The sequence below is a fragment of the Streptomyces sp. NPDC001599 genome, assembly GCF_042893535.1.
In the GTDB taxonomy this organism is placed as follows: Bacteria; Actinomycetota; Actinomycetes; order Streptomycetales; family Streptomycetaceae; genus Streptomyces.
Window position 1 is genome coordinate 149,912 of sequence record NZ_JBIAVA010000015.1, and the last position, 12,730, is coordinate 162,641.

The following is a 12,730-nucleotide window of genomic DNA, read 5'->3' on the forward strand; positions in this document are numbered from 1 at the left end:
GTGGGTCCCCGACCGTCCTTTACACAGGTCATCCAAGACTAAACGGACACGTTGTCGTTTCCGCCGATGGCACGTCTACCCGCCCGCGGTGGCACCATGACGCGGTGACCCACGCACGGCAGCACCGGATTCAGGTCGTCGCCCATCGCGGTGCCTCCGAGGAGGCGCCCGAGCACACGCTGGCCGCCTACCGGAAGGCGATCGAGGACGGGGCGGACGCCCTCGAGTGCGATGTGCGCCTGACCGCCGACGGCCACCTCGTCTGCGTCCACGACTGGCGCGTCAACCGTACGTCGAACGGCCGCGGTGCGGTGTCCGCACTCGAGCTCGCCGATCTCGCCGCCCTGGACTTCGGCGCCCGCCGGACCCGGGAGTTCTGGCGCACGCGCGACGAGCAGCCCGACTGGGAGCACCGGCCCGAGGACCGGGAGGAGACCTCCGTCCTGACCCTGGAGCGCCTGCTCCAACTCGTCGCCGACGCGGGGCGGCGCGTGGAACTGGCCATCGAGACCAAGCACCCCACACGCTGGGCGGGGCAGGTGGAGGAGCGGCTGCTGCTGCTCCTGAAGCGGTTCGGACTCGACGACCCGGACTCGGCCGAGGATTCCCCGGTGCGGGTGATGAGCTTCTCGGCGCGGTCGCTGCACCGGGTGCGGGCCGCGTCGCCGACGCTGCCGACGGTCTATCTGATGCAGTTCGTCTCGCCCCGGCTGCGCGACGGGCGGCTGCCCGCGGGTGTCCGGATCGCGGGCCCCTCGATGCGCATCGTGCGCAATTACCCTGCGTACATCGAGCGCCTAAAGCGGGCCGGTCACCAGGTGCACGTATGGACGGTGAACGAGACCGCCGACGTGGATCTCTGCTCCGACCTGGGCGTGGACGCCATCATCACCAACCGGCCGCGCGCGGTCCTGGACCACCTGGGCCGCTGATTCGTCCACGGCTCTTGACCCGGCGGCCCGGCTGCCCCATTCTCCGGTCTCGGCCACACCGACCAGATCCAGCCAGGTGACTACAGGGAGTGCTCCGGCGCGTTCGGTGCGTGTTCGACCGTGTCGAATGCGTCACCGTGCGGGGTTCGGCCGGTTTCCGGCTCAGGGCGATGGGGCATCCACACCGTGGCGTGGGGCGAAGGAGGTCTCGGGGGTGGCGTTGGTGGTGGCACAGGAAGTGCCCACGTCGTCGAGCATGGCCGTGCCCCATGGCCCTGCGGGCGTGGGGGAAGCGAGACACCGCATGCGTGATCAGTTGCGCAGAGGTGGCGTGGCGGAATCGGTCATCGACGACGCCGTACTGGTCCTGTCCGAATTGCTGAGCAATGCATGCAAGCACGGCCGCCCGCTGGGCGACGCGCTGGCCGGGGACGGCGACGTCCGGGCCGCGTGGCAGGTGGACGCGGACGGCCGGCTCCTCGTGGAGGTCACGGACGGCGGCGGCCCGACCCGCCCGGCTCCGGCGACCCCCTCGGTCACCGCGCACGGCGGCCGGGGGCTGAACATCATCACGGCGCTCGCCGACGACTGGGGCGTACGGGACGACGCCCGCGGGGAGGTCACGGTCTGGGTCGTCGTCCACGACGACGTCCACGACCCCGACGCCGGGCACCGGCGCGACGACTTCGCCGCCCGGATCTCGGCACCGGCGGTGTCGGAGATCCCCGGCCTGGACTTCGCCGACGCCTTCGACGACCTGGGATGACCGGCCTCCCGACGACCGGGCCCGCCTCCTGACGACCAGGCCGACCACCTTCCGACGACCGTGCGCCCACCCGCCGTTCGACGACCGTGAGCCCACCCACCGTCCGAACGGCCAGTGAGCCCACCCATCGTCCGGCGGCCGAAGACGACCCGCCTTACGACGACCAAGGGTGACCGGCCGCCCAAGAGCCTGAGCGGACCGCCGTTCAATGGCCCGGGCGACCCGCCGTACCCCGACTTGCGCTGACCCGCCGTACGGCGACTTGCGCCGACCCGCCGTACGGCGACTTGGGCCGACCCACCTCTCGACAACCGGGCCCACCCGCCGCTCCACGGCCGGAGCCGACCGGTCATGCGACGGCCAGGGACCACCGACCTCCCCGCGGCTTGAGCGGACCGCCCTTCGACGACCGGGGGCTACCGGTCTCCCGACGACCTGAGCGGACACGCCGTTCAACGGCCGAGGCCGACTCGCCTTACGACGACCCGGGCTGACCGGCCGCCCCACGGCCGGAGCCGACCCACCGTGCGGTGACCCGGCCCCCCACCCGCCTCTCCATGGCCGAGCCGAGTCGACCCGACCCTCGGCGGACGGATCCGACCCGGCGTCCGACGGGGCCCGGGCCATCCCGTTCGACGGTCCGGGTCGCCCCCCTCGACGCCGCCGGGCCGGCCCGGCGGCCCGCGTTCCGCGCGGGGCGGGGCGAGTTGTCCACAGGCGGCCCGTCGTCCACAGGGTCCCGTCGGCGGGTGTGGGAGCGGCTAGGCTCGCGCCCGTACGAGTAGAGCCGTAACCGGGAGACACCCACGATGGCCAAGAAGCGACCCCAGACCAAGGCCAAGCGGCCCCAGCTCGACGATGCCGAGGTCCCGGTCGTCGGTGCCCGCGAGCCCTGCCCCTGCGGCAGCGGCCGCCGGTACAAGGCCTGTCACGGCCGGACCGCCGCGCAGGCGACGACCGCGCTGGTGCAGCGCCCGTTCGAAGGGCTGGCCGGTGAGTGCGACTGGGTGGCGCTGCGGGAGCTGGTGCCGGCGGCCACGGTAGGGCTGACCCTGCGGGACGGACTGCCCGAGGGCGTCCCCTCCGTCACGCTGGCCACGGTCCTGCCGATGGCCTGGCCGGCCCTGCGCCGCGACGACGGCTCGGTCCTCCTCGGCCTGCAGAACGACACGGCGTCCGGCGACATCAGCCGCGACCTCGCCGACACCCTCACGCGCGCGCTGACCGCCGCCCCGGGCACCCCGGTGCAGGGTCGCCGCGCGCCGGCCGACGGTCCGCGGCTGCAGGACCTGCTCGCGCCCGAGGGTGCCTTCGAGCCCGAGGTGCACTCGGGCTTCGAGTTCTGGGTGCCGGACCCGGAGAACGCCACGCCGGACGTCACCGCCTCCCTGGAGCGGGCCAACGCCGCGGCCATCCCGACCGTCCGGCTGCAAGGGGTCGACGCCGCCTACTGGTGCGAGACCCCGGACAAGAACCACCTGCGCTGGGTCATGCCGCACGAGGAGGAGCGGCTTCTGGACGCTCTGGCGCGGCTGCACGCCGCGGGCCGGTCGTCCCTCGGCGAGGGCACCCGCCTCGTCGGCTCCTTCCGCGCCCACGGTCTTACGGTGCCGGTGTGGGACCTGCCGAGCGAGGTCACCGCGCAGGACATCGAGAAGCCGGCCGCGGAGTTCGCCGAGCGGCTCGCCGAGGCGCTGGCCACGGATGCTCCGCTCACGCACGACGAGCGCCGGGCGCGCGGCGGCCTGACCAACCGACAGGTCACTCTCAGCTGACGCACAGCCGCACCGGCCGCTCCGGCTGACCGACCGGTCAGCCGGAGCGGCGGCCCGTGCACGGGTGACTGCGGTCACAACTCCCGGTAGAGACAAGCCAGTCGGTGACCGGAAAACAGGAGATCGAATTTGCTAACCGCCGATCTCTTGTTACCGTTCCAATAGCCCGGTTGCTGGTGCATCCCCCGTCGCCAGCAACCGGGTCTTTCCGTGGCCCCGTTCGCACACGCACCGCAGTCGCCGGTCAACTCCCCGTCTCCGCAGGGTGGTTGCTCTACCCGGCCGCACCGCTCCCGGCGCGCAGCAGCAGCGGCCCGTACCCGGCCCGGCGCGCGAACTCCGCGACCGCGGAGTACCCCGCCAACCCGCCGCGGCTCGCACCGCCGGTTTCCTCCGGCGGCGTCTCGCAGCTGCCCGGCGCGTCCTCGGCGCTCACCGCACAGCGCATCCGCACGCTGCGCCCGTCGGGTCCCATGAGGCTCAGTACGGCCTCGAGCGGGCCGCCGGTGGCGTTGCGGTAGTAGGTCCGCGCCCAGGTCTCCGCGCCCCGGGCCAGGACACAGGTCTGCGCCTCGACGCCCGCGGGGGAGGTGAGCTCGGGGCCGCAGCGCGCGGCCAGCGCGGGGCCGGGCGGCAGCGGCGAACGACTGGGTACGGCCCCCTCCGTGGCCGGGACCGCGGACGCCTTGCCGTCACCGCCCCGGGCGAGGAGCGGGACCGTCACCCGGGGCTCCCCGTCCGTGTCGTCGCCCGAAGGCCCCGCGGACGCCACCGCGAACGGCAGTACGACCGCACACACCACCACCCCCGCGAGCCCGTACAGACGGATCCGCCGTCGGTCCGGCCCGCCGCGGCGCGTCCCGGCGCGGTGCGGTCCGACGGCGCGGTGCTCCCCTGCATGAAGCGGCATGGGGCGGACGATAACCACCCGGGGCGGGCGCGGACCCGGCGCGCGCCGGACACCCCTACAACTCGGGCGCGCTCACACCCGTACGAGTGAGGGCGTCGACCACCGCGTCCACCACGGCCTCCACGTCGGGCACCCAGGGCGAGGCGGAGCCGGGCAGCGGCGCCCGCTCCCAGCGGACGGCGCCGGTGCCGGTCTCGGACGGGGGCAGCGCGAGGTAGCCGCCCTCGCCGTGGAAGCGCAGGGAGCCGGGGACGAAGTCCTTGGCGTAGAGCAGCTCCCCCAGCTGCTCCATGGAGTACGGCCTGACCAGCAGCGACCAGCGGGTGGGCGAGGCGACGACCGGGCCGAGCCGCAGACCGGCGCGGTCGAGCGCGGCGAGGGCGTGGGCGGCCGGCAGGGCGGGCAGGGAGACGGCACACGGAGCGCTGCCCCCGGTGGCCAGGACGATCGGCGCGGTCGGCCGGTTGGTCCACCACCAGCGCACCATGCGCGCGTCGGTGGTCGCCGCGAGGAGACCGGGGTCGAAGGGATGCGCGCCCGGCACCGTGCACTCGGGGTCGGGGCAGCCGCACCGCGACCGCGACCGCGGGTCCGCCGCCGCGCCCGGGAGTACGGGCCACTGCCATTGTGTCGCGTAGGTCAGGGCCGCGCCGATCAGCTCAGGCTGCCCGTCGTCGTGCTGGGACAGGAGCCTGCGTCGCCTTCCGAGGATCTCGCGCATGAGCGCTCGTTCCTTTCCGTTGCACGCCTGGCAACACCGTGGTCTCTTCACACCATGTGTCGATCACTTCGCTGTGCGTTGCTGGTGGCGCATCACACCCCTGCCGAGGGGCGTTCCCACGAGGAACACCTCCGCCAAGGGCAAGGGAAACCCCTGTGGGTCGAGCACGTCGAGCACTGACTTCGTCCGTGACGGTACCGGCCACTGCGTCTGGCAAAAGCAGAGGCGTGGCGCGGGGGTGGCGAAGTCTGGCGTTTTGCCGTCGCGCGTATTTCTCTTCGCCTCCGCCACGGGAGGATGGGGCACGGTCGTCGGTGGATAGGACGCCCGGGTCCGTCGCCGGGTTCCAGGTGGCCCCCAACCACCCCCGGCTTTCTCCGAGTACGTACCCATCACGACCGCTGTGACGCTCCGTGAAGCACCCCCAGTCGACCGCAACAAGGCGTCCTCTGGGGCAGTTTCAAGCCAATTTCGATTTTCCGCAAGGGGTCGAGAAGGAGGCCGCTCACACCCCATGGACACCAGGAATCCCGGCAGGACAATGCTGGACATCCCCTTACGAGTGCGTGTACATGTGGAGACACTGCTGGCGGCGCAGAATGACATGGGGGTTTGCGATGCTTTTGAGCAGTAAGCGCCGGTCGGGAGGCCGGACGCCATGAATGCCCCGCACCCTGCGAAAGTGGCCGGAATCGATTCAACGGTTCCGTCCCCCGCACACACTGTCGCGCCCGCCGCCGCGGACACCTCCCCGGCTGCCGACTCCCACACGGCGGACGCCGCAGCCGTCACGGACGCCTCGGGCACCCCTTGTGCCCCCGGCGCCCTGCTCCAGGACCGGCTCGCCGGCTGGGTCTCGGACCTCACGACCCTGCACGAACTGACCGAACGCCTCGTCCGCACGGGCACCCTCGCCGACGGCCTCCAGGAAGTGCTGCGCGCCGGAGCCGCCCTGGTCGGCGCCCGGCGCGGGCTCGTCGTACTGGAACCGGCCGACGGACTCGGCCCCGACACCACCGTCGGCCTCGGACTCGCCCGCGCCGACCTCGGCCACATCGAGACCGTGCCCCGAAGTGCCCTGCCCCACGGGCGGATTCTGGACGGACCACCGGTCGACGAGGACGGCATCGCCGAACCGGACCTGCTCGCCGAGAAGACCCTCGACCCCCGCCACCGCGAGGTCGCCGCCCGCCTCTGCTACGCCGCCAGCTACGCGCTCCCCCTCGCCGCCGAGGGCACCGCGCGCCTCGGCGCCGCCGTCTGGCTCTACGACGAGCCCGCCGAACCGGGAGAACGGCAGCGTCACCTCGCCGGCCTGTACGTCCGGTACGCCGCCCCGCACCTGGCACGCCTCCTGGAGGTCGAGCGCACCCGTACGTCCATGGCGACGATGGCCGAGGAGCTGCTGCCCTCCCGGCTGCCCCGGGTGCCCGGCGTGCAGCTCGCCGCCCGGCACCGCACAGGTCCGCTCGGCGGGGGCGACTGGTACGACGCGCTGCCGCTGCCGGACGCGGCGCTCGGCCTCTCCGTCGGGTCCGTCACCGGGTCGGGGCCCAGCGCGGTCGCGGCGATGGGGCGGCTGCGCGCCTCGCTGCGGGCGTACGCCGTGATGGAGGGCGAGGACCCGGTCGCCGTCCTGTCCGACCTGGAGCTGCTGCTGCGGCTCACCGAGCCGGCCCGCTCGGCCACCGCGCTGTTCGGCTACTGCGAGCCCGCGCTGCGCCGGATCACGCTGGCCGGCGCCGGACACAGCCCGCCCCTGCTGATCGGTCAGCGGCGCACCGAGTTCGTCGAGACCTCCCTCTCCGCGCCGCTCGGCATGCTCGCCTGCTGGGAGGCGCCCAGCGTGGAGCTCCAGGCCGAAGCCGGAGAGACGGTTCTCCTCTACACCGACGGGCTGCTGCACCGCACCGGCGACCCGGCCGACCGGGCCTTCGCCCGGCTGCACGCCGCGGCGGCCGGCGTCCCCCGGGCCGCCCGGCAGGATCCGGACGCGGTCGTCGAGCACGTGCTGCGCACGGTGCTGCCCGACGGGAAGGCGGAGGCGGACTCCGAGGAGGACGTCGTCCTGCTGGCCGTCAGGTTCGAATAGCGGACACTGACGCCCCGCATGCCTCGCATAACGGACGGTAGCGCGAGGGGCGTGACAGGCCCTTCGGCCCTGGGCCCCCTTCCGTACGACCGTACGATGGGGGTGGTCCAGTGCCGTATCGAGGAGGATGACCGTGGCGGAGGAGCTCACACCGGAGAATCCGGAGAACCCGGAGACCCCGGAGGAGACCGAGGAGCCCATCAAGCAGCGCAAGAACGGCCTGTACCCGGGCGTGTCCGACGAGCTGGCCGAGAACATGAAGTCCGGCTGGGCCGACACGGAGCTGCACGACCTGGAGCCGATCCCCCAGGCCGCCGAGACCGCCGCCCGCCGCGCCGCCCTGTCCGCCCGCTTCCCCGGCGAGCGCCTGGTGATCCCCGCGGGCAACCTGAAGACCCGCTCCAACGACACGGAGTACGCCTTCCGCGCCTCGGTCGAGTACGCGTACCTGACCGGCAACCAGACCGAGGACGGCGTCCTGGTCCTGGAGCCCAAGGGCGACGGTCACACCGCGACGATCTACCTCCTGCCCCGCTCCGACCGGGAGAACGGCGAGTTCTGGCTGGACGGCCAGGGCGAGCTGTGGGTCGGCCGCCGCCACTCCCTCACCGAGGCGGAGAAGCGGTACGGAATCCCCGCCTCCGACGTCCGCGAGCTGGCCGGCATCCTGCGCGAGGCCACCGGCCCCGTGCGCGTCGTGCGCGGCTTCGACGCCGGGATCGAGGCGGCCCTGACCGACAAGGTCACCGCCGAGCGCGACGAGGAGCTGCGCGTCTTCCTGTCCGAGGCCCGCCTGGTCAAGGACGAGTTCGAGATCGGTGAGCTGCAGAAGGCCGTCGACTCGACCGTGCGCGGCTTCGAGGACGTCGTGAAGGTCCTCGACCGGGCCGAGGCGACCAGCGAGCGCTACATCGAGGGCACCTTCTTCCTCCGCGCGCGCGTGGAGGGCAACGACGTCGGCTACGGCTCCATCTGCGCCGCGGGCCCGCACGCCTGCACCCTGCACTGGGTCCGCAACGACGGCCCGGTCCGCTCCGGCGACCTGCTGCTGCTCGACGCGGGCGTGGAGACGCACACGTACTACACCGCCGACGTGACGCGCACGCTGCCGATCAACGGCACCTACAGCGAGCTGCAGAAGAAGATCTACGACGCCGTGTACGACGCCCAGGAGGCCGGCATCGCGGCGGTGAAGCCCGGCGCCAAGTACCGCGACTTCCACGACGCGTCCCAGCGCGTGCTGGCCGAGCGGCTCGTCGAGTGGGGCCTGGTCGAGGGCCCCGTCGAGCGCGTCCTCGAGCTGGGTCTGCAGCGCCGCTGGACGCTGCACGGCACCGGCCACATGCTCGGCATGGACGTCCACGACTGCGCCGCCGCGCGCGTCGAGTCGTACGTCGACGGCACGCTGGAACCCGGCATGGTGCTCACCGTCGAGCCCGGCCTGTACTTCCAGGCCGACGACCTGACCGTGCCCGAGGAGTACCGGGGCATCGGCGTGCGCATCGAGGACGACATCCTCGTCACCGCCGACGGCAACCGGAACCTGTCCGCCGGGCTGCCGCGCCGGTCGGACGAGGTCGAGGAGTGGATGGCCGCGCTGAAGGGCTGATCCGCACCTGCCGTACGACGGCCGGGCACCGCGCCGGTGCCCGGCCGTCGGCGTGTCCGGGCCCCGCCGTCACACCGCCACCAGCGGCGCGTTCTCGCGCCACTTGAGGACCTTGTCGAAGCTCACGACGGCACCGGTCCGCCCCGGCGCACTGCCGATGTGGACGTGGTCGGCCAGCTCACGGATGAGACACAGGCCGCGACCGCTCTCCGCCTCCGGGGACGCCGGGCGACTCACGCCGTGCGGCCCGCCCGGGGCGGGGGCGGGAAAACCGGGGCCCGTGTCGGCGACCTCGATCCGGCAGCGCTCGCCGTCCAGGTAGGCCGTGACCCGGTACGCCTCACCGGGACCGGCGGACCCGTCGTCCCCGCCGTGTTCGACGGCGTTCGCGCAGGCCTCGCTCAGGGCGACGGAGAGGTCGAAGGAGATGTCGGGGTCGACGCCCGCGGTCTCCATGGTGCCGATCAGCAGGCGGCGGGCCAGGGGCACGCTCGCAGCCTCGCGCCGCAAATGGAGTGACCACCAGATGCTCATGCTCCAGCCTCCCGGCCGCGGCTCGACATACCGATACGTATTGCCCCTCACGGCGTGGCGTAAGCACGCCGCACCCGTGACACCGCTCATCTGGCGGATGCGTCGCCGCCGCCGACCGGTGTATGCGCGGCGGCCCGGAACAGAATGTGACCTTCCGCGCCTGTCCCCGCGTTCCGGTCTTACGGCACCTTGTGGACCTGCCGTACGGCGTGCCGGTCGTGAGTGCGATGATGAGCCCGCCATGACTGCCCCCCACCCGCCAACGGCGCGCTCCGGGAACGATCTCCGGATCCTGCGGGCCGCGGTGTTCGCCGCGGTCTGCGTCGTGCTGGCCGCGGCGGGGCACACCCTCGCCTCCTGCGCCACCGTTCCGCTGTGGTCGCTGGGCGCGGGATTCCTCGGGGTGGTCCTGGCCGCCGTGCCGCTCGCCGGCCGCCGGCGCTCGCTGCCCGGCATCGCGGTGCTGCTCACCGTCGGACAGACCGCGCTGCACGCCCTGTTCGGCCTGGGCCAGCACGGCACCGCCGCGACCGCGGCCTCCGGTACGGCCGCCGGGTCCGGCGGCGGGGCGGGCGCGCTGTCCGACGCCTCCCTGGTCCAGCAGGCCGCACGGCTGGTCTGCGGGACCACCGCGGCGGCGATCAGCCCGACCCAGGCCCAGCGGATCCTCACCGACGCGCGGATCGCGCCGGACGCCCCCACGGACGCGGCGCACCATTCCGCCGACGCCCTGTCCACCGCGGGTGCCTCCGCCTCGCTGCTGCCGTCCCTGCCGATGCTGCTCGTCCACGTCCTCGCGGCCCTGGCCGCCGGCTGGCTGCTGCGGCGCGGGGACCTGGCCGTGGCCCGGCTCGTCGAACTGTCGGCGCACTCGGCCCAGTCCATGGCCGAAGCGGCCCTCGTACGCGCCCTGCGCGCGGCACTCTCCCTGGTGCGCGCCCTGCACGCCGGACTGGCCGGCGCCCCCGGCACGGGTCCGCGTCCGCCGCGCCCCGGCCCGTGGATGCCGCCCCGGCCCCGTGCCGCCGCGCTCCAGCACACCGTCATCAGGCGCGGCCCGCCGGATGACGCGTTCGCCCTCGCCGCCTGACACGACGCGACCGCCGTCCCGCTTCGGGAGGGGCCGCCGTCGTGCGGCACGCGCGCGTGCGCGCATCCCTCCTGTCACCCGGCACCGGCTGCTCGGCACCGGTGTCCCCACGAAGCGGAGTACTCCGTCCATGAAGGCTTCCCGTATCGCCGCCGCCGGCGCCGTGTCCGGCATCGCCGTCCTCGCCCTGTCCGCCCCCGCCTTCGCGCACGTCAGCGTGCAGCCGGAGGGCGCGGCCGCCAAGGGCGGCTACGCGGTCGTCGACTTCAAGGTCCCCAACGAGCGCGACAACGCCTCCACCACCAAGCTGGAGGTCAACTTCCCCACCGACCACCCGCTGGCGTCCGTCATGCCGCAGCCGGTCCCCGGCTGGAAGGCCGAGGTCACCAAGGCCAAGCCGGCCAAGCCGCTGGAGTCGCACGGCAAGCAGATCACCGAGGTCGTCACCAAGGTGACCTGGACCGCCGACGGCAAGGGTGTCGAGCCGGGCTACTTCCAGAAGTTCCCGGTCTCCATCGGCGCGCTGCCCGAGGACGCCGACCAGCTGGTGTTCAAGGCGATCCAGACGTACTCCAACAAGGAGGTCGTGCGCTGGATCGAGGTGCCGCAGGAGGGCCAGGACGAGCCCGACACCCCGGCACCCGTGCTCAAGCTGTCCGCCGCCGAGGAGGACGCCCACGGCGCGTCGGGCTCCTCGGACGCGAAGGCCGAGGACACCGGGGCGGACGCGCAGAACACGGCCGCCGACACCTCGTCGTCGGACTCCGGCTCCGGCGACGGCAGTGACACCACCGCCCGGGTCCTCGGCATCGTCGGCATCGTCGTCGGTGCGGCGGGCGTCGGGTACGGCGTGCTGGCCGGCCGCCGACGCGACTCCGGCGCGGCGGCGTAACCACGCCGCGCCGGTGCGCCGGCACCCCCTCGTCGGCGCATCCTCTCGTCCGGTGCGCGCCGGACACCGTCCGTCGGTCCTCCGACGGACCCCGGCGCGCACCGGAGCACCTCACATCTGGGACATTTTTCTATGCGCAAGAAGACGTTCGCCATGGCCGCCCTGCTCGCCGCCGCCGCTCTGACGCTGTCCGCCTGCGGCAGCGGCGCCGACAGCGACAAGCCCGTGACCGTGGTCTCCGAGGACAACAGCCAGCAGGCCGCCACCGTCCTCGACAAGCCCTTCGAGAAGCCCGACCTGGTCCTCACCGACACCCAGGGCAAGAAGTACGACCTCCGCGAGCAGACCGCGGGCAAGCCCACGCTGATCTACTTCGGCTACACCCACTGCCCCGACGTCTGCCCGCTGACCATGAACAACATCGCCGTGGCCAAGAAGCAGCTCTCCCAGGCGGAGCAGGACAAGCTCCGCGTCGTGTTCGTCAGCACCGACCCGGAGCGCGACACCCCGGCCGCGCTCGGCAAGTGGCTCAAGGGCATCGACCCGCAGATCGTCGGCCTCACCGGCGAATTCGACACCATCCAGGCCGGCGCCCGCACGCTCGGCATCTCGATCGACCCGCCGACCAAGGACAAGGACGGCAAGATCGTCTCGACCCACGGCACCCAGGTCGTCGCCTTCTCCCCGAAGTCCGACGCGGGATACGTCCTGTACGGCGAGGACGCCACGGTCGACGACTACACCAAGGACCTCCCCAAGCTCATCAAGGGGGAGAACCCGTGAGGCGGCCCGCGGGAGACCTCGTGGGGCGGCTCGCGGGAGGCCCCGTGAGGCGGCTCGCGGGAGGCCCCGTGAGGCGGCTCGCGGGAGGCCCCGTGAGGCGGCTCGCAAGAGGCCCCGTGAGGCGGCGCCCCGCACTCGCCGCCGTCGCGGTGATCGGCGCCCTCACGCTCGCGGGCTGCAGCGGCTCGGACTCCGGCTCCGACGCCACGGCCACCGGCACCGAACTCTCCGTCGACGCCGCCTACATACCGCAGCCGGTCTCCGACTCGATGGCGGCCGGATTCCTCACGATCACCAACGAGGGCGACTCGGCCGACGAACTGACCTCCGTCACCAGCGAGGCCGGCGAGGTCACCGTGCACGAGACCGTCGACGGGACCATGAAGGAGGCCGACCGCCTCGAAGTCCCCGCGCACGGTCAACTCGTGTTCAAGAGCGGCGGAAACCACCTGATGTTCGAGAAGCTGAAGCAACAGCCGAAGCAGGGACAGTCCGTCTCCGTCGAACTGCACTTCGCCCACTCCGACCCCGTCACGGTCAAGCTGCCCGTGAAGGCGGCCACCTACCAGCCCACCGCCGGACACTCCGGGCACTCCGAAGAATCCGGACACTGAGGGAGGGACCAC

Annotated in this window: 12 protein-coding genes; 9 read left to right on the forward strand and 3 right to left on the reverse strand. The window is 73.0% G+C overall.

The window, feature by feature from the left end; translation table 11 throughout:
- The first annotated feature begins 104 nt into the window (after positions 1-104).
- The 3 genes from ACFYZ3_RS30925 to ACFYZ3_RS30935 all read left to right on the forward strand — a co-directional run bounded on the left by ACFYZ3_RS30925 (position 105) and on the right by ACFYZ3_RS30935 (position 3,473).
- Positions 105-932 carry a glycerophosphodiester phosphodiesterase gene (locus tag ACFYZ3_RS30925; RefSeq protein ID WP_388524514.1) on the forward strand — a complete coding sequence of 276 codons (828 nt, stop codon included), beginning with the start codon at positions 105-107 and terminating at the stop codon, positions 930-932.
- 127 nt (positions 933-1,059) lie between these two features.
- On the forward strand, positions 1,060-1,698 hold the full coding sequence (locus tag ACFYZ3_RS30930; protein WP_361016378.1) for an ATP-binding protein: 639 nt from the start codon (positions 1,060-1,062) through the stop codon (positions 1,696-1,698).
- An 809-nt stretch (positions 1,699-2,507) separates the two neighbouring features.
- Complete coding sequence (locus ACFYZ3_RS30935) at positions 2,508-3,473, forward strand: DUF5926 family protein (RefSeq protein ID WP_388524517.1); 966 nt, start codon at positions 2,508-2,510, stop codon at positions 3,471-3,473.
- Positions 3,474-3,747: 274 nt separating this feature from the next.
- Here ACFYZ3_RS30935 and ACFYZ3_RS30940 read toward each other — a convergent pair whose 3' ends face one another.
- A complete protein-coding gene (locus tag ACFYZ3_RS30940) occupies positions 3,748-4,383 on the reverse strand; it encodes a hypothetical protein (protein ID WP_388524520.1) in 636 nt (211 codons plus the stop codon).
- Between the two features lie 55 nt (positions 4,384-4,438).
- On the reverse strand, positions 4,439-5,104 hold the full coding sequence (locus ACFYZ3_RS30945; RefSeq protein WP_388524523.1) for a bifunctional DNA primase/polymerase: 666 nt from the start codon (positions 5,102-5,104) through the stop codon (positions 4,439-4,441).
- A gap of 658 nt (positions 5,105-5,762) precedes the next feature.
- Between ACFYZ3_RS30945 and ACFYZ3_RS30950 the strand changes: the two genes are divergently transcribed.
- Both ACFYZ3_RS30950 and ACFYZ3_RS30955 read left to right on the forward strand, forming a co-directional pair.
- Positions 5,763-7,196 carry a PP2C family protein-serine/threonine phosphatase gene (locus tag ACFYZ3_RS30950; RefSeq protein ID WP_388524526.1) on the forward strand — a complete coding sequence of 478 codons (1,434 nt, stop codon included), beginning with the start codon at positions 5,763-5,765 and terminating at the stop codon, positions 7,194-7,196.
- A 133-nt stretch (positions 7,197-7,329) separates the two neighbouring features.
- The gene (locus ACFYZ3_RS30955; RefSeq protein ID WP_388524528.1) at positions 7,330-8,805 is read left to right on the forward strand and encodes an aminopeptidase P family protein; all 1,476 of its coding nucleotides are present in this window, start codon (positions 7,330-7,332) and stop codon (positions 8,803-8,805) included.
- Between the two features lie 69 nt (positions 8,806-8,874).
- On the opposite strand, the gene ACFYZ3_RS30960 is transcribed toward ACFYZ3_RS30955, so the two are convergent.
- A complete protein-coding gene (locus tag ACFYZ3_RS30960; RefSeq protein ID WP_361013664.1) occupies positions 8,875-9,339 on the reverse strand; it encodes an ATP-binding protein in 465 nt (154 codons plus the stop codon).
- A 241-nt stretch (positions 9,340-9,580) separates the two neighbouring features.
- Between ACFYZ3_RS30960 and ACFYZ3_RS30965 the strand changes: the two genes are divergently transcribed.
- The 4 genes from ACFYZ3_RS30965 (at position 9,581) to ACFYZ3_RS30980 (ending at position 12,718) form a co-directional block, all read left to right on the forward strand.
- A complete protein-coding gene (locus tag ACFYZ3_RS30965) occupies positions 9,581-10,429 on the forward strand; it encodes a hypothetical protein (protein ID WP_388524531.1) in 849 nt (282 codons plus the stop codon).
- A gap of 130 nt (positions 10,430-10,559) precedes the next feature.
- Positions 10,560-11,321, forward strand: coding sequence for a YcnI family protein (locus ACFYZ3_RS30970; protein WP_388524534.1), 762 nt, complete (start codon positions 10,560-10,562; stop codon positions 11,319-11,321).
- Between the two features lie 132 nt (positions 11,322-11,453).
- On the forward strand, positions 11,454-12,104 hold the full coding sequence (locus tag ACFYZ3_RS30975) for an SCO family protein (RefSeq protein WP_333747839.1): 651 nt from the start codon (positions 11,454-11,456) through the stop codon (positions 12,102-12,104).
- 116 nt (positions 12,105-12,220) lie between these two features.
- Entirely contained in the window at positions 12,221-12,718 is a 498-nt protein-coding gene (locus ACFYZ3_RS30980) for a copper chaperone PCu(A)C (RefSeq protein ID WP_388524537.1), read from the forward strand.
- Positions 12,719-12,730 lie beyond the last annotated feature (12 nt).